Genomic DNA, 17308 nt, shown 5'->3' on the forward strand with positions numbered 1-17308 from the left:
AACCTTGGGGCAGGTGGGTTTCCCAACCTGCCCCAAGCCAGTGCTCAGGCGCTTTCCTTGCGGGCAAACCGCGCGTCAAGATCATCGCCCATAGAACCCAGATCGAATTCGAAACCGCCCTCTGATTTCGTGGCTTTGGTGGGTTTCGCCGTAGAGGTGGCCTTGCCACGCTTGAGCGGGATGACCGAGTTGGTCGCAGTGCTGCGGGTCTCGCGTCTGATCTCGCTGACGGGCTGTTCCACGACCTTAAAGAAGCCCATGGCGACCGTCAGCTCATCAGCGAGGCTGGCAAGCTGGGTTGCGCTGCTTGACAGTTCCTCTGAGGCTGCGTTGTTGGTTTGGGTCACAAGGTCAAGCTGCTGGATTGACAGAGCAATTTGCGACGAGCCGCTCGAAAGTTCGCGCGAGGCATCGCTGATTTCCGTGACCAGGCCCGAGGTGCGCTCGATATTGGGCACCAATTCCGCCAACATCGTCCCGGCCCCAACAGCCGTGCTTACGGTGGTGGCGGAGAGGGACGAAATCTCGGCTGCGGCGGTTTGGCTACGCTCGGCCAGCTTGCGTACCTCTGCGGCGACAACGGCGAAGCCTCGGCCATGTTCCCCGGCACGGGCGGCCTCGACGGCGGCGTTGAGCGCCAAGAGATCGGTTTGCCGCGCAATTTCCTGAACGATCATGATGCGATCCGCAATCGTCTGCATTGCACTGACCGCGTCAGCCACGGCGCGGCCACTTGTGCGCGCATCCGCGGCGGATTTGATTGCGATGCCTTCGGTCGTTTGCGAATTCTCGGCGCTTTGCTTGATATTCGCGGTCATCTGTTCCACCGCAGACGAGGCTTCTTCTGTTGCCGCAGCCTGATCAGAGGCCCCGCGCGCCAGCTCTTCCGAGGTTTCCGCCAGTTGCGCCGCGCCAGATGACACGTTGCGTACCGAGTTTGTGACATCGGACACGATATCGCGCAGACGCAGAACCATGTCGTTGATCGACGCCTGCAAGGTCGACACCTCATCGCGACCGCGAACGTCGAGCGTATGGCGCAGATCGCCCTTGGAAATGCCATGGGCCAGATCTGCGGCCTTTGCCACCCGCCGCGAGATGGAGAGCGTGATCACCGTTGCTGCAGCGAGGCCGACCAGCAGCGACAGGATCAGCATCAGAATGAGATTGAACTTGGCAGTTTCATAGGCGCCGCTCGCTTCTACGGCGCGCGCACCCAAGTTATTGACGAGCGTCTCGCGCATCTGTTGCAGCGAGCCGCGAATTTCCACACCCATATCCATCAGGTCAGTGTGAAACAGCGTGTTGGCCGCATCGCCATTGCCTGCGGCCTCAAGCGAGATCACGCGGGTGTTCATCGCAAAGGCGCGTTTGTGCAGATCTTCGAAGGCTTCCAACTCGGCCACCAGCTTGGGGCTTTTTGCCATTCCGCGCAGTTCGACGATCTTGTCGTCGACGATAGAGGCCTGCGCCACGACGCCTGCCTTTATCTTATCGAGATGACCCGTGGGGGCATTGGGCAGGCCAATCAGGTAAGAGGCTACACCAGTCAGAACCATCAATTTTGCTTCGAACATCTCGTTGATCACGCCGAGTTCTGCCACTTCCAGGCGCATGATGTCCTGAAGTTCCTGATCGGCGGCTCTGAGGTCCCTCAGGGCCATAACGACCGAGGCGCCAAACAGGGCAAAGATAAAGATGTAGGTTGCGGCTAGTTTGGCTTTGATACTCAGTCTCATGGTCGGTCCTTTGGTCTGGCCGCGCCGCAACAGACTGCGGGTGCGGAGGAAATTAAGAGGGCGAAACACCGAAACGCTTGGCTCGCTGGTGCGCGCCCGGACCGGACGGCGCTGGATGCGCCGTGGGTGTTTGGCCCCAGATATGTTTCAGTCTGTCCCGCCTGTGATGATCACCCTTCGCAGGGCTGGCGTGAGGCTCTCCTCACAGCTTTGAACGACCCGCAACATCACAGCTATTAGCTATCCTGATGGGTATGTTGTGGGCCAACGGGGCGGGGTTATTTCAGGGCTAGGCCCTTATACGGGCGATTTTTGCGCGCGACCGGTGGCAAAGCCGCGCTGGTGCGCGCGTAGGATAGCGCCGCAAACTTTCGCGACAAGCGCTGATCTTTCGATGGGCCCAGCCGGTCTTTGGCGCTTGTAAACAATGCCAAGGCGCGACCGTTGAACGCGAAGACACCTGTTGAACCCGACAGTTCTGAAAAGGTCACGTTGACGACCCTTTCGGATCTGTCCCCAAGAACGGACCACAGACCCCATGACCAAGAAACTGCCTCTGACGGGGGATTTGAAGATCGCCGCGGCAGACGATCTTGCAAAGCAATTGAGCACCGCCCTGATCTCGGGCGATGTCACCCTATGCACCAAGAAACTCGTCAGCATTGATGCCGCCACCATTCAGGTATTGGTGTCGGCCTTTGTGACAGCGCAGGGCGCTGCGCATCGGTTTGCCGTCGACATGCCTGCGCAAAGCGTTTTGGAAACCGCGTTTGACCGGCTCGGGCTCTTGCCTTTGCTGGTGGTCGAGAATGGCGTTCTTGTCGGGATCAGGGACGCTCAGACTGTGCAGGTGGCGGCATGAAAACGGTTTTGGCAGTCGACGATTCCCCATCTATCCGGCAAATGGTTGGCCTGACCCTGCGCGGGGCTGGCTATAATGTCATCGAGGCCGTCGATGGGCAGGACGCTTTGGAAAAGGCCACCACGCTCAAGATTGACGCGGTTCTGACCGATCAGAACATGCCGAACTTGGATGGTCTGGGCTTTATCCGCGCCTTTCGCGCCCATCCCAGCAGTCAGGGTATCCCTGTCATCTTCTTGTCCACCGACTCGGCCGATGCGCTGAAGCAAGAGGCGCGCTCGGTCGGTGCCCTTGGCTGGATGGTCAAACCCTTTTCACAGGCGCAACTGCTGAGCGTCATTCAGAAGGTTCTGGGATGATGGACAATGACATTTCTGCGGTCTTTCTCGAAGAGGCCAGAGAGCTTATTGAAAGCCTTGAACAGGGCCTGCTGAGGCTGCAAGCTGACCCGAACAACATGGACCTGATCAACGCGGCCTTTCGGGATTTGCATACGATCAAGGGGTCTGGTGCGATGTTCGGGTTTACGGACCTTGCCGCCTTCATCCACAAATTCGAAACCGCGTTTGAAAAGATCCGCTCGGGTGAGATCAAGGTCAGTGCCTCGCTGATCCGCGTGGCGCTGCGCGCTGCGGATGAGATCAAGGGCTATTTGGCCGGAGAGGCCGCCTTGACCCCCGCACGTCAGGCGATCCTGGACGATCTTGAGCAGGCCGTAAGCCCCGACAAGGCGCTTGGCGAACCCCTCGCGGAGACATCTTCTGACGCCGGATGGCGGTTGGATTTTCGGCTGGCCTCGGATGCCCTGGCGCTTGGCGCGCGGCCTGAGGTGCTCTTGGACGAGTTGCGCGGGCTGGGGGCCACCAACCTTGTGGCGGACATCCGTCGCATTCCGTCTCTGGACCGGATCGAGGCGCAGGCCTGCCTATTGGGATGGTCCATGGATCTGCCCGCTGCGGCCCCTGAGGACGACATCAAGAGCGTTTTCATGTTCCATGAGGGCAACATGGAGTTCAACCTCGTCAATCTTGCGGCGCCTGTGGCGGATGTCGCCGTTGCTGCGCAACCTACCGAGGCTGCGCCAACCGGCCCTCAACCTGCCCAGCAAAGTGCGACGATGCGCGTGCCCGCCGAGCGTCTGGACGAGTTGATGGATCAGGTGGGCGAGTTGGTCATCGCCGAGGCCCGCCTGAGCGCTCTGGCCAACAGCAGCAAAGATCCTTCGATCATGGCTGCCGCCGAGGATATTCAGCGCCTCTCTGCCCGGATGCGCGACACCACCATGAGCATCCGCATGGTTCCCATCAGCTCGATCATCGGCCGGTTCCGCCGCCTTGTGCATGACCTTTCCGAAGGTTTGGGCAAAACGGTCAATTTTGTTGTCACCGGGGCGGATACCGAACTTGATAAAACCGTGATCGAACGGCTGGGTGATCCGCTGGTGCATATCATCCGCAACGCGATTGATCATGGGCTAGAAACCGATGAGGCGCGCGCCGCCGCCGGCAAACCGGATTGCGGGACTATCGAGCTTAGCGCCGAACATCTGGGGGCCGAGGTGGTGATTTCGGTCAAGGACAACGGGCGCGGTCTGGATCGCAACAAGCTGCGGGCACGGGCCATTGATCAAGGCTTGCTCACGCCGGACGCCACGCCGTCCGAGGCCGAGCTGTTCGCGCTTATCCTCGAGCCGGGATTTTCCACAGCGGCCAAAGTCACAGAGCTTTCGGGGCGCGGGGTTGGCATGGATGTGGTCAAACGCACGGTCGAAGGTCTGAGAGGCCGGATCGTGATTTCGTCCGAGCCGGGCCATGGCACAACCTTAACCCTGCGCTTGCCGCTCACGCTGTCGATCATCGACGGGCTTCTCGTCGAGGTGGGTGGCGATCGCTACATCATTCCGATGGCGGCGGTGCAAGAGATCGTGGAACTTCCCGCAAGCGATGCTGGGGCGGACACCATCTCTAGCTTTTTGCAGATACGCGATTCTCTGGTGCCTTTCTTGCGGCTCCGAACGCTTTTGGACTGTGCCGAGGAACGCAACACCTTGCAGAATGTGATCGTGGTCTCTGCGGCCAGCCTGCGGGTCGGGCTGGCGGTCGACCGCATCCTTGGCACCAATCAAACCGTCGTCAAACAGATGTCGCGCTTGCACGCGGGCGTCAAATCCATCTCTGGGGCGACGATACTTGGGGATGGCTCGGTCGCTCTGGTGCTTGAAGTTGGCAATCTTGTGGAGCTTGCCCGGACCGACCTCAGAAAAATCGAGAAAGCAGCATGACCAAAGACCTCAACAGATCGGCCAAGACCCTGACAGTGGTTGCCCTGCGCCTTGGAGAGCGAATTTTCGCGATTGAGACCAGTGCTGTACTGGAAATTCTCTCGCCAATTCCCGTTACCCGCGTGCCCCATGGCGGGGCGTTCGCGCAGGGGGTCATCAATGTGCGGGGCGGGGTTGTGCCTCTGGCCGATCTGCGCGTGATCTTCAGCATTCCCACGCCCCCTGTCGATGAAAACACGCGCGTTCTGGTTCTGCAAATGCCGATTGAAAACGAACTGATCACCGTCGGTGTCTCCGCCGACGAGGTGCGCGAAGTGGTGACGATCGACTGTGATCGCATCGAACCCCTGCCACCCACGGGCACGATCTGGCCTGCCGATTATGTGCGGGGCCTCGTCCAAGGCCCCGAAGGCATCACCATCCTGCCTGACCTCAACAACATCTTTGCCGCACATATCGCGACAGCCAACGCTCTCTAGTTTTTCAAAGGTTACATCATGAGACTGACAATAAAGGCAAAACTGACCGCGACATTCCTATTGGTTCTGGGCATGGCTGGATGTGCCATGATCCTGGCATTGAAGGATATGGCAGAGTTCAATCACAGCCTGAATAACATCATGAACGAGAATGTCGCTCGTGTGATGGCATCAGAGGCGCTGATCACCGAGCAAGTTCAAATGCAGCGTGATATTCGTTCCTATCTCTTGGCCGACTCTGCCCTTGATAAACGTGACCTTCAGAAAACGATCAAGGCTGCCATAGACAAGAAGGTGGTGCTTTTCGACAAGCTCTTTGCGATTGCCAGCCCCGAAGGTCGGACCTTGTTGGACGATTACACCAAGGTCGAGGCGCAGCTTTTGAGTGTCTACGCCAAAGCCATGTCCATGAAGGACATGAACCAGCAGTCAGAGGCCGCCCGCTACCTCCAATCCGAGGGTGTGCAACGAGGGCGCGAGATGCAGGGCGTTCTGGACAAGATCAGCAAGATGAACACGGATGGCGTGGCAGAGGTCGTGGTGCAAACCAACGAGCAATTCAGCACGTCCCGCAACATCCTGATGTTGCTGATGTCCGCCTCCATCGTGATCGGTGTCGGTGCGGGCGCTTGGGTCACGCTCTCGATCTCCAAGGGGCTTAAAAGCGCTATCGCCATCACGGGTCGGGTCGCCGCAGGCGACTTGACCAGAACCGTGGCCATTCGCGGCAATGACGAGGTCAGCGATCTTCTTCAGTCGGTCAATACGATGGTTGCCAAGCTGCGCGATGTTGTGGGGGATGTCACATCCGCCATCCGCAACGTGGCCTCGGGCAGTCAGCAAATGGCCGCCACATCGGAAGAATTGTCGCAAGGGGCCACCGAGCAGGCCTCGTCCACCGAAGAGGCGTCGTCCTCGGTCGAGCAGATGTCGGCCAATATCAAACAGAGTGCGGAAAACGCCGCTGAAACCGAGCGTATGGCCGTCAAATCCGCGCAGGATGCCCGCGAGAGTGGCAAGGCCGTGGCCGAGGCTGTCACCGCGATGCAGGATATCGCCAACCGGATCATTGTTGTGCAAGAGATTGCGCGTCAAACCGACCTTCTGGCGCTCAACGCGGCGGTCGAGGCGGCGCGTGCTGGCGAACATGGGCGCGGCTTTGCGGTTGTCGCGGCTGAAGTGCGCAAACTGGCCGAACGCAGTCAGACAGCAGCGGCTGAAATCTCTGCCCTGTCGGCGACCACGGTTCGGTCAGCCGAGAATGCCGGGTCAATGCTCCAAGGTCTTGTGCCCGATATCGAACGCACATCGGTGCTTGTCAGTGAAATCTCTTCGGCCTCGCAGGAACTGGCTGCCGGTGCCACGCAGGTTAATCTGGCCATCCAGCAACTCGACAAGGTGACACAAGAGAACACCTCGGCGGCTGAGGAGCTATCTGCCACAGCCGAAGAACTGTCGACCCAATCCGAACAGTTGCAGGTTGCGGTGTCCTACTTTGTCTTGGCAGAAAAGGCTGCGGCTGTGCAGGAAAACCCTGTCCCGGCCCGTCCTGCCACCCGAGCAGTCCAAGCCAGCTCGAGCAAATCCTCGCGGACCTCTGGCGGCTTTTCTTTCAATCACGGTGCGAACAAGGATGATCTCGATCATGGCTTTGCATCGCGCGATGCAGCGTGAGGCTGGTGCAATGAACGAGAACACTCAAGTCGTAACTTTTCAATCGAGCGGATCGCTCTTTGCTGTCCCTGTAAACCGGGTGCGGCAGATCCTCGACACGCAACCGATTGCTCCGCTGCCAAATAGCCCGGCAGAACTTTTGGGTCTGATTGACGTGCGCGGCGAGAGCATCGCCGTCACAGACCTCTCAGAGCTCTTGTCCCGAGGGCCGACCGAGGACACATCCGAGACGCGCATTCTTATCCTCAGCCTTGTGAATGGCCAACATGGCGCGACCGTCGGTCTTAAAACCGAGCGGGTGATCGAAGTAACAGAGCTGGACGCGGGCGGGATCAAATCCCCCGCCGATGCGGGCATCACCACTTGGGATGAAAATGTGCTGACGGGCATCGGGCGCCGCAACGGCACCTTTGTCTGCATTCTCAACCTCGAAAAGCTGTTTAGCGAGGGTGTCCGGCGCAAGACCCCAGAATTCGCGTCTCAACGCGCGATCGAGACTTCAGAAGAGTTTACGCTGACATGAGCCTGTCCCGTGCCAAATCCTATCACGACCACTTTGCAGAGGTGATTTCCCGCGAAACCGGGATCAAACTGCCGTCTGGTAAAAAGGTGATGATCGAAAGTCGCCTTCGCCGCCGTGTGCAGAGCCTTGGTTTCAACTCTCTAGAGGACTATTACCGCCACCTTTTTGAGGACGGCGGGTTCGGTGCGGAGCGTGATGATGTCATTGATCTCATCACGACCAACAAGACCGATTTCTTTCGGGAACCGGCCCATTTCCGTTGCCTCATGAATGACATGCTGCCCGAGATTTTGCGGCGCAAGCAGCGGCTCAACAAACCTGTCGATGTCAAGTTCTGGAGTGCGGCCTGTTCGGATGGGTCCGAGGCCTATACGACGGCTATGCTGCTGGAAGAAGCCGTGCGCAACGGGGCCGGGTTTCAATACGCCATCCTCGGCACGGATATTTCCACCCGCATGGTCGAGGCCGCCAAGCGCGCGATTTACACGACAGAGGCCCTCGCGCCTGTGCCCTCTGCCCTGCGCAAGCGGTATGTTATGCAAGGTCACTCCGAAGATATGCGCGGGATGGCACGGATTGTGCCAGCCTTGAGAAGCAAGGCTAACTTTACTCATCTCAACTTGATGGATGACACATATCCCGTGGATCAGGACGTGGACATCATATTCCTGCGCAACGTGCTCATCTACTTTGAGCCCGAGGACCAAGCCAGGGTGATCGCCCGGCTGGCCCGCCACCTGACACCGCAAGGGTATCTGGTGGTTGGACATTCTGAATCCATGACCGTGAAACAACCCAATCTTAAGCAGCTTGCCACGGCTGTGTTTCAAAAAGAGTAGACCGCGATGCTGGACATAGCCTGCAAACCTCAGATTTCGGTCTTGATCGTTGACGATTCCGCCTCGGCGCGGGCCATGCTGATGCGGATTGTGGAAACTGATCCGACCCTTAAACTGTTTGGCACCGCGGCGGATGCGTTCATCGCAGTTTCAAAAATGCAATCGGGCCTGCCCGATGTCATGCTGCTCGATATGGAATTGCCGCGCATGTCCGGTCTGGAATTTCTGCGCAAGATCATGGCGCAGCGGCCAATTCCGGTGGTGATCTGTTCCAGCCATGCCGCAGCCGGGTCAGACCTTGCGCTGACGGCGCTTGCCAGTGGCGCGGTCGAGGTTGTCTCGAAACCGGCACCAAAAACGGATGCGGATTTTCAGGAATCCGCTATCGCCATCTGCGACGCGATCCACGCGGCTGCGGAATCCGGCCACAAAGCGGCCCGCAGGGTGACGCCCCCCCGCGAGACCGGCACCAAGCTTTTGGCGGATGCTCTGATTCCGCCTGCGCGGCCCAAAAACATCGCCCATACCTCGCCCATCGTTTGCATCGGGGCCTCTACCGGGGGCACAGAGGCCATCCGCTCGGTTCTGGTGGACCTGCCGGTGACATGCCCCCCAGTCGTGATCGTTCAGCATATGCCTGCCGGGTTCACGACGGCCTTCTCGCGGCGTCTGAACGGGCTGTGCCGTGTCAACGTCAAAGAGGCGGCCGATGGCGATCTGTGCAATCCCGGCGAGGTGCTGATCGCGCCGGGGAATTTCCACATGATGCTGGTCCGGCAGGGGCGCGGGTATGGTGTCAAGATCGTGGATGGTCCGTATATCTGCCGGCACCGCCCTTCGGTCGATATTCTGTTTCGATCCGCCGCCCAGACCGCAGGACATAACGCGCTCGGGATCATCCTTACGGGCATGGGCGATGACGGCGCGCGCTCGTTGCGGGAAATGCGCGAGGCGGGGGCCACGACCCTGGCGCAGAACGAAGAAACCTGCGTCGTCTTTGGCATGCCGCGCGAGGCAATCCGCATGGGGGCCGCGACGCGCGTTGTCGCTCTCTCCGAGGTTCCGGGCGCAATTTCCGCCTTTGCCAATACCCACCAGTTGCGTGCGAGGTAGACCGGATGAATCCTGCCATGCGAACCCTGTTGTCTAACGCCTATATCGACTGTCTCCGCAAGGCGACGGGCACTATCGAGGCGATCTTTCTAAGGGCCGGGCAGGGGCTTGGGACAAGCGTGGAGGACCTTATGCAACTGCGCGAGGTGCTCGCGCGGCTCAGCGTGGTTCTGGGACCGGAAGAGACCCAGACGCTGCGGATGCTCTGCCTGAACTCTGTCGAGCACAGTGCAGAGATCAGCGGGGATGTGCAGGCCTTTGTCCAGATGGCCGAAACCCTGCGTGCGGGTATCCGCAAAATCCAGAGCAATGTCAGCCATCTGTCCGTGGTTATCCGCACGATGTCTGCCTCGGCCCCGATTTCGCGGATACTGGGGAAATCGCTGACAAGGCAGGAATCCAAGATTGACGAATTCTCGATCGAGCTGGCCCGCATCGCGGCCTCTGCTGACGAGCAACTCAAATCCCTGCAAGCCCATATCGAGATCATCGAGGTCGAGATGGCGGATCTTGATCTGATCTCTTTGAACCTCTCGCGGGATATGAAGGATAGGGTCATGCCGGCGCTTGATGGTCTCGAGGCGCAAATCAGCGAAATTCAACTGGACCGGCATGAATTGGCCACTGGCAATGCTGTAATCGAAGCCGGGATGCGGGACATCTTTGCAGAAATCTCTGCCATCGTCGGTGAACTTCAGACAGGTGACTCTGTTCGCCAGCGGCTGGAGCATGTCGAGGTGATCGCCCGCGCCTCTCTTGGGGCTGCTCTGGCCCAAGAGCGGCCAGAGGCAAGCGATGGGCTGGGCTATCTGGCGATTTGTCAGGCCGAGGCAAGTCGGGATGAAATGGCGCGCGATGTCGCGTCTGTTCTGGTGCGGCTTGCTGCCATACGTCGGAAATCCGATCAGGTTCTCGGGGCGGCGGAACAGGTCTATCTTGATCCCAATGACACCCAGAGAAAGCGGGTTTCGGCGATGATCACCTGTGCCAACCGGCTGTCGAGCGCGCTGCAATCCAGCCAGTCAAATCTGGATGTCCTGCACCGGATTGGCCGAACCACACAGGACCACATCGGGTCGATCCAGACCATCGCGGCTGAAATGGGGCTGCTCGATCATCATATTCGGATGCTTGGCCTCAATACATTCATTGTGTGTTGCAACATGGGTTCAGAGGCGGGCGCGCTTCAGGAACTCTCGCGTCAGGTCTTGTCGCTGACCAAGATATCCAACGAGATCTTTGACCAGATCGCCACAACGACGCGCGCGCTTGCTGCCACGACCATGCCCGATGTGTCGTCGGCGGATGACAAAATGTCTCGCACGGTGGGGTTTGCGCAGGAGATTTCCGAGCGGCTGAATGCCACGGATCAGGCGGTTCTTGCGACCAAACAGGGCTGTGCCATCAAGGGCGACGCGCTCAAGATCGCGCTTCACGCGAGCGAGACATCGCTGTCGTCGCTGGTCGCGGCCAAGGCAGAGCTCGGCACTTTCATTACAGGCTTCAATGGTTTGATTTCAAATGAAAATGCGGATCAAAGCCGGTATGACGTGCAGCCCTCTGAACAGGATCGGTTAAGCCAGCTTTACGCGATTTACACGATGGATGCCGAGCGCGAGATCCACGACCGCATTTTCGAAGGTGAGGCAACACCTGCCTCCGCATCCGAAATCGCGGTGCAAGCCCCCGGAGACGAATTGGCGGATATCTTCTTTTGAGGGTGATGGGCGGCGCGCTGCCTGATGCGATGTCCGCGCCCAGCCCCCATGGTTCAGCACAAAGTTAAAACGCGCGCACTCTGATGATGCGCGCGTTTTTGCTGTTTATTCAGTGGCCTACAGGGCACTTCTCAAGCGGGAAGGTGGATCTTGAACCGTTCACGAATGGCCGCGTCCGTCACCGGATCAAACCGGGCAGCCGCCCGTTCCGACAGGATCTTCAGCTTCTTTTCCGTGGCTTTGGCGATCAGGTCGGGCTTGCCCAACTCGTCCCACTCCTTGGGCGACGAGCGGTTGGCGATGCAGGGATAAAGATAATCCGTCTGCATCCGCCCCAGCGTTTGCTCCGCGCCAAGGTAATGACCGGGGCCACCGATACAGGTGGCGCGGATCACCTCAAGGCTGAGCGTGTCCTCATCCACTTCGATGCCGCGCGTGCAGCGCAGCGCCTGACCAATAAGGTCATCGCCAAGGATCAGCGATTCAAGGCAGAACCCCAGCAAAGAGGCATGCATCCCCGCCGCCTCATAGACCATGTTAAGGCCCGAAAGGCCTGCCATGACATTCGAGGTTGCCTGTTCCCAGCCTGCCTGCATGTCGGGCAATTTCGCATCGGCGATGCCCGCCGCCGCGCCACCGGGAAGGCCGTAATACTTGTGCATCTGCGCGCAGCCTGCCGTCAGCAGCGCCTGTTCGCCCGATCCCCCGGACATCGCACCCGTGCGCAGATCGCTGACAAAGGGCCAGGTACCGAAAATCGCCGGAAACCCCGGCTTGACCGCATTCACATAGACGAGGCCCGCCAGACATTCCGCCGTTGCCTGCACGATCGCCCCGGCAATCGGGGCAGGGGCGGTGGCCCCGGCCTGGCCGGCCGAGAGAAGCAGCACCGGCATGCCCAAGCGGATACACTCCTCCATCACCAGACAGGATTCTGTGGCGAATTTCATCGGCGGTACGACAAAGCAGTTGGAGTTGCTGACAAAAGGCCGCTCGCGCCATTTATCCTCACCGCCTGCGATCAGATGCAGCATCTCGATTGCATCGGCGACAAATCCCGGTTCGGTAAAGGAGGTGCCGACATGTTTCGTGGTGCCTGCACAGCAGGCATAAAGCGTGTTGAGGTCCATCTCGCGGTTGTCGACGATATCGCGGCAAACCATGGGGCGCTGCACGAAATGGATATTGTCGAGTTGGTCCGCGATGCGCGCGGCGTCATGCAGGTCTTGCACGGTGCTTTCGCGGTAAGTGCGGGTGTTGACCTCGACCACATGCACCGCCGCCCCGGCGGTGCCGTAATGCACGCGGTTGCCCTGCAACAGCATATCGTGGCGCGGATCGCGGCCAAAGAGCGTGATCTCGCGGTTGGCCTTGGCAATCGTGTCCTCAATCAGCGCCCGTGGGAACCGGATACGCCCGTCAGATCCAAGGATCGCGCCGGCCCCTGTCAGATAGGCCACGCCTGAGGGGGGCGCATCGGCAAGGCCGATCTGTTCCAGCGCATCCAGCACGGCGTGGTGGATGCGGTCCATCTGCGCCTTGCTCAGCGGGTGATAGGTGCCGCCCTCTTGGCCCGGATGGACCGGGCGCAGATTGGCAGCGAGCGGGTTGGAACGGGCCTCACGGCGGGCAGCGCGGCCACCGGCGCGGCGCGTAATTGTATCGGTCATGTCTTGGGTATCCTGCTGGAAAAGAACGGGCTGGTTTTGCTCTGCTCAGGCCGCCACAGGGCCACCGCGCGCGGCACGGCCCCGCTCCGCACCGATGGTGCGGACAACGAGCGCGATCTTGCTGCGTGGGTGCATGATGTTCTCCAACAGATAGTCAAAGAGCATATGATTCTGGCTGGCCTGTCTGTTCCAAATCCGACGCGTGTCGCAAATGCGACCTCGATCGTCGCGCTTGACGGGGGCAAGGGCCGAGGCTACGAGGGGGTATGAGCACCGCCCCCTGTATTATCTGCTGCATTTACACCTGAGTTTTCTCGGGCGGGCCGGTCTTGTGTTTCCAAGCGATCACGAAGTTGCTAAGCCCGCCGCGGGACCGCGCGCGAGGACAAGATGACACCGATCAAGCTGCACAACACCCTGAAACGCGATGAGGACAAACCTGTTTTCGTTCCTCTCGACGAAAAAAACGTGCGCATGTATGTCTGTGGTCCGACGGTCTATGACCGGGCGCATCTGGGCAATGCGCGCCCCGTGGTGGTGTTCGACGTGCTCTACCGCCTGTTGCGCCATGTCTACGGGGCCGAGCATGTGACCTATGTGCGCAATTTCACCGATGTGGACGACAAGATCAACGCGCGGGCCGCTGAAAGCGGACGCTCGATTGGCGAGATCACGGCGGAAACAACGCAATGGTTTCTCGACGATATGGCGGCCTTGGGCGCGCTGGAGCCAGACCACATGCCGCGCGCCACGCAGTATATTCCGCAGATGGTGGCGATGATCGAAGGGTTGATCGCCAAGGGCCATGCCTATGAGGCGGAGGGCCATGTTCTTTTCGCCGTCGATAGCTGGCGCGAGGGGTATGGCAAGCTGTCGGGCCGCTCGGTTGATGACATGATCGCGGGCGCACGGGTTGAGGTGGCACCCTATAAGCGCAACCCGATGGATTTCGTTCTCTGGAAGCCGTCGAGCGATGATTTGCCGGGATGGGACAGCCCTTGGGGGCGCGGACGACCGGGCTGGCATATCGAATGCTCTGCCATGGCGCATGAGCTTTTGGGCGAGAGTTTTGATATTCACGGCGGCGGCAATGATTTGATGTTCCCGCACCACGAAAACGAGATCGCGCAAAGCTGCTGCGCCCACCCCGAGGGAGAATTTGCGAAGGTCTGGCTGCATAACGAGATGTTGCAGGTCGAGGGCAAGAAGATGTCCAAGTCTCTGGGCAATTTCTTTACCGTGCGGGATTTGCTGGATCAGGGGATACCGGGCGAGGTGATCCGGTTTGTGTTCCTGATCACGCACTACCGCAAGCCGATGGATTGGACGGCGGAGAAGGCGCAAATCGCACAAAAGGAACTGGGCAAGTGGCATCGTATGAAAGGAAATAACAAGCCGGGACCCGTGCCACCTCAGATATTGGACGCAATTGGTGATGATTTGAATACACCACTTGCAATTACCGAGCTTAGAAAGCTCGCGGATATTGGTGACATACCGGGACTGATTGCTGGCATGGAGCTGATGGGAATAAGGACGATCAACGATGAAGTGCTTTCACTCATTCAAGAGAGTGAGCGAGAGACAGTTGAATGCGTTAGAAGCCGTTTCATCGAAGCTCGGCAGCTTGCTTTGCTGAAAAGAGATTTTTCCGATGTGGATCGGTTAAAGACTGCGTTGATTGAGGCTGGTGTCGAAGTGCGCATCAGCAAAGACGACGTAGAACTCGTGCCTGTAGCAGGGTTCGACCCCGCCAAGCTGGAGGCGTTGAAGTGATGCGCCGTTCCGCAGACGACCTACAAGCCGCGCGGTGCCCGACCGCCGGGGGGGCGCTGCAACGGCTGTGGTCGGCGCTTTATGGTGCCAAATACTTGAACGGTCGCGCAATGTGCGACGTTGCAAAAGCGCCCGCCCGGGGGGGCGGTCGGGCGCTGCGCGGCGGCACCTGCGGTGCCTTGATTCCGCGCGGGGTGCTGGTGGAGAGGTATGCGCACTATGACTAAAGACCGCCTCTATCTCTACGACACCACCCTGCGCGACGGGCAGCAGACGCAGGGCGTGAGCTTTGCCACGCAGGAGAAAATCCAGATCGCCCAAGCGCTTGACCGCCTTGGCGTGGATTATATCGAGGGCGGCTGGCCGGGGGCCAATCCCACCGACAGCGCGTTTTTCGACGACGCCCCGAAAACGCGCGCCACGATGACCGCCTTTGGCATGACCAAACGCGCGGGGCGGTCGGCGGAAAACGATGATGTGCTGGCCGCTGTGCTGAACGCGGGCACCTCTGCCGTCTGCCTTGTGGGCAAGACGCATGATTTTCACGTCACCGCCGCCCTTGGCATCGGCCTTGCGGATAACACCGACAACATCGCCAAATCCATCGCCCATCTGGTCGCTGAGGGGCGCGAGGCGCTCTTTGATGCCGAGCATTTCTTTGACGGCTATACCGCCAATCCCGCCTATGCGCTTGAATGTCTGCGCGCCGCGCTAGAGGCGGGGGCGCGCTGGATCGTGCTCTGCGATACCAATGGTGGCACGCTGCCGCCGCAGATTGGGCGGATTGTCTCTGAGGTGATCGCGGCGGGCATTCCCGGCGACCGTCTGGGCATTCACACCCATGACGACACCGGCAATGCGGTGGCGGGCAGCCTTGCGGCGGTGGATGCGGGCGTGCGGCAGATACAAGGCACGCTCAATGGTCTGGGCGAGCGGTGCGGCAATGCCAACCTCACCACGCTGATCCCGACGTTGCTGCTCAAAGAGCCATATGCCAGCCGGTATGAGACCGGGGTAAGCCTTGAGGGATTGCGCAGCCTCACCGCGATCAGCCGACAGTTGGATGAAATCCTCAACCGCGTGCCTCTGCGGCAGGCGGCCTATGTGGGGGCCTCGGCCTTTGCCCACAAGGCGGGGCTGCATGCCAGTGCCATCCTCAAGGATCCCTCGACCTATGAGCATGTAGATCCGGCCTGCGTCGGCAATCAGCGCATCATCCCGATGTCCAATCAGGCCGGGCAATCGAACCTGCGCCAGCGTCTGAGCGAGGCGGGGATTGTGGTGGAGCAGGGCGATCCGGCATTGGCACGCCTCTTGGAGACGATCAAGGCGCGCGAGGAAGAGGGCTATACCTATGACAGCGCGCAGGCGAGTTTCGAGATCCTCGCGCGCAAGGAACTGGGCCAGATGCCCGCTTTCTTCGAGGTCAAGCGCTACAAGGTGACGGTAGAGCGCCGCAAGAACAAATATGACCGCATGGTCAGCCTGTCCGAGGCGGTGGTTGTGGTCAAGGTGGACGGCGACAAGAAACTGTCGGTATCCGAGTCGATGGATGATCACGGCTGCGACCGGGGGCCGGTCAACGCGCTGGCCAAGGCGCTGGCCAAGGATCTGGGCCGCTATCAGGGTCAGATCGACGATATGCGGCTGGTGGATTTCAAGGTGCGGATCACCCAAGGCGGCACCGAGGCCGCAACGCGCGTCATCATCGACAGCGAGGATGGGCAGGGGCGGCGCTGGTCCACGGTGGGGGTCAGCCCCAATATCGTAGACGCCAGTTTCGAGGCGCTGCTCGATGCGATCAACTGGAAGCTTTTGCACGGGCAGGGCGCGGCGTGAGCCAACGGTTTGACGCGGATTTGACCGCCTGCGCCGATCTGGTGCGCCGCGCTGATCCTGACCGCTTCATGGCCGCAATGGCCGCGCCGGTCGCCGCGCGGTCGGTGCTGTTCCCGGTCTATGCGTTCAACCTCGAGGTGGCGCGCGCGCCTTGGGTCACGCAAGAGCCGATGATCGCCGAGATGCGGCTGCAATGGTGGGCCGATGCCTTGGACGAGATCGCGGCGGGCGGTCTGGTGCGGCGGCACGAGGTGGTGACACCCTTGGCGCATGTGCTCGACGCGCCCGGTGCCGCGCTACTGGCGGATCTGGTCGAGGCGCGGCGATGGGATATCGCGCGTGATCCCTTCGAGGATGCAGCCCAGTTCACGCAGTATATCGAGACCACCTCGGGCAATCTCATGCAAGCCGCAGTACGGGCGCTTGGCCCTGCTGCGCCCGAGGTGGCGCGGGATGCGGGCTATGCGCTGGGCCTTGCCAATTGGTTCCGGGCCATTCCGGCGCTCGAGGCGGCAGGCCGCAAGCCTTTGGTGGATGGTCGCCCCGAGGCGGTGCAAGCCTTGGCCAAGGATGGGTTGGTGCGCCTGCGCCGGGCGCGCAGGGCGCGCGGGCAGGTGTCCCACATGGCGGGGGCGGCATTCTTGCCGCTTTGGCTGGCGGGGCCGCTGCTGCGACAAGCGGCGCGTGATCCGCGCGCAGTGGCTGAAGGACGGCTTGCGGTGGCACCGGCGCGCGCGCGCCTGAGCCTGATGGTGCGCGCTCTGTCGGGGCGCTGGTAGGCGGATCAGGCCAAGA

General features: G+C 60.3%; 14 protein-coding genes. 12 read left to right on the plus strand and 2 right to left on the minus strand.

What is annotated here, in order from left to right:
- Positions 1–44: 44 nt before the first annotated feature.
- Positions 45–1739 (minus strand): methyl-accepting chemotaxis protein, encoded by a 1695-nt coding sequence (locus GC127_RS17080; protein WP_151979100.1) that lies wholly within the window; start codon positions 1737–1739, stop codon positions 45–47.
- Positions 1740–2277: 538 nt separating this feature from the next.
- On the opposite strand from GC127_RS17080, the gene GC127_RS17085 reads away from it, so the two are divergent.
- Genes GC127_RS17085 through GC127_RS17125 form a run of 9 tightly spaced genes read left to right on the plus strand, consistent with a single transcriptional unit; the run spans position 2278 to position 11228 of the window.
- Positions 2278–2601 carry an STAS domain-containing protein gene (locus tag GC127_RS17085; protein ID WP_081506357.1) on the plus strand — a complete coding sequence of 108 codons (324 nt, stop codon included), beginning with the start codon at positions 2278–2280 and terminating at the stop codon, positions 2599–2601.
- On the plus strand, positions 2598–2960 hold the full coding sequence (locus tag GC127_RS17090) for a response regulator (protein WP_008283171.1): 363 nt from the start codon (positions 2598–2600) through the stop codon (positions 2958–2960). Before GC127_RS17085 ends, GC127_RS17090 begins: the two co-directional genes overlap by 4 nt.
- Entirely contained in the window at positions 2957–4882 is a 1926-nt protein-coding gene (locus GC127_RS17095; protein WP_199861275.1) for a chemotaxis protein CheA, read from the plus strand. The genes GC127_RS17090 and GC127_RS17095 overlap by 4 nt, the downstream gene beginning before the upstream one ends.
- On the plus strand, positions 4879–5361 hold the full coding sequence (locus GC127_RS17100; RefSeq protein WP_008283169.1) for a chemotaxis protein CheW: 483 nt from the start codon (positions 4879–4881) through the stop codon (positions 5359–5361). The genes GC127_RS17095 and GC127_RS17100 overlap by 4 nt, the downstream gene beginning before the upstream one ends.
- A gap of 18 nt (positions 5362–5379) precedes the next feature.
- Positions 5380–7035, plus strand: coding sequence for a methyl-accepting chemotaxis protein (locus tag GC127_RS17105; protein WP_151979101.1), 1656 nt, complete (start codon positions 5380–5382; stop codon positions 7033–7035).
- Complete coding sequence (locus GC127_RS17110; protein WP_050775796.1) at positions 7007–7558, plus strand: chemotaxis protein CheW; 552 nt, start codon at positions 7007–7009, stop codon at positions 7556–7558. Before GC127_RS17105 ends, GC127_RS17110 begins: the two co-directional genes overlap by 29 nt.
- On the plus strand, positions 7555–8397 hold the full coding sequence (locus tag GC127_RS17115) for a protein-glutamate O-methyltransferase CheR (protein ID WP_008283166.1): 843 nt from the start codon (positions 7555–7557) through the stop codon (positions 8395–8397). The genes GC127_RS17110 and GC127_RS17115 overlap by 4 nt, the downstream gene beginning before the upstream one ends.
- Positions 8398–8403: 6 nt before the next feature.
- Positions 8404–9510, plus strand: coding sequence for a chemotaxis response regulator protein-glutamate methylesterase (locus GC127_RS17120; protein ID WP_008283165.1), 1107 nt, complete (start codon positions 8404–8406; stop codon positions 9508–9510).
- A gap of 17 nt (positions 9511–9527) precedes the next feature.
- On the plus strand, positions 9528–11228 hold the full coding sequence (locus GC127_RS17125; protein WP_254700152.1) for a transducer-like protein, TlpC: 1701 nt from the start codon (positions 9528–9530) through the stop codon (positions 11226–11228).
- A gap of 131 nt (positions 11229–11359) precedes the next feature.
- Here GC127_RS17125 and GC127_RS17130 read toward each other — a convergent pair whose 3' ends face one another.
- Positions 11360–12898, minus strand: coding sequence for a trimethylamine methyltransferase family protein (locus GC127_RS17130; RefSeq protein ID WP_081506353.1), 1539 nt, complete (start codon positions 12896–12898; stop codon positions 11360–11362).
- Between the two features lie 390 nt (positions 12899–13288).
- Between GC127_RS17130 and cysS the strand changes: the two genes are divergently transcribed.
- From cysS to GC127_RS17145, 3 genes are all read left to right on the plus strand, one after another.
- The gene (gene cysS / locus GC127_RS17135; protein WP_151979103.1) at positions 13289–14674 is read left to right on the plus strand and encodes a cysteine--tRNA ligase; all 1386 of its coding nucleotides are present in this window, start codon (positions 13289–13291) and stop codon (positions 14672–14674) included.
- A gap of 219 nt (positions 14675–14893) precedes the next feature.
- Positions 14894–16513 (plus strand): citramalate synthase, encoded by a 1620-nt coding sequence (cimA, locus tag GC127_RS17140; RefSeq protein WP_151979104.1) that lies wholly within the window; start codon positions 14894–14896, stop codon positions 16511–16513.
- Positions 16510–17292, plus strand: a complete 783-nt coding sequence (locus tag GC127_RS17145; protein WP_151979105.1) for a squalene/phytoene synthase family protein — start codon at positions 16510–16512, stop codon at positions 17290–17292. The genes cimA and GC127_RS17145 overlap by 4 nt, the downstream gene beginning before the upstream one ends.
- Positions 17293–17308: the final 16 nt, after the last annotated feature.

Source organism: Roseovarius sp. EC-HK134, from assembly GCF_902498815.1.
GTDB lineage: Bacteria > Pseudomonadota > Alphaproteobacteria > Rhodobacterales > Rhodobacteraceae > Roseovarius > Roseovarius mucosus_A.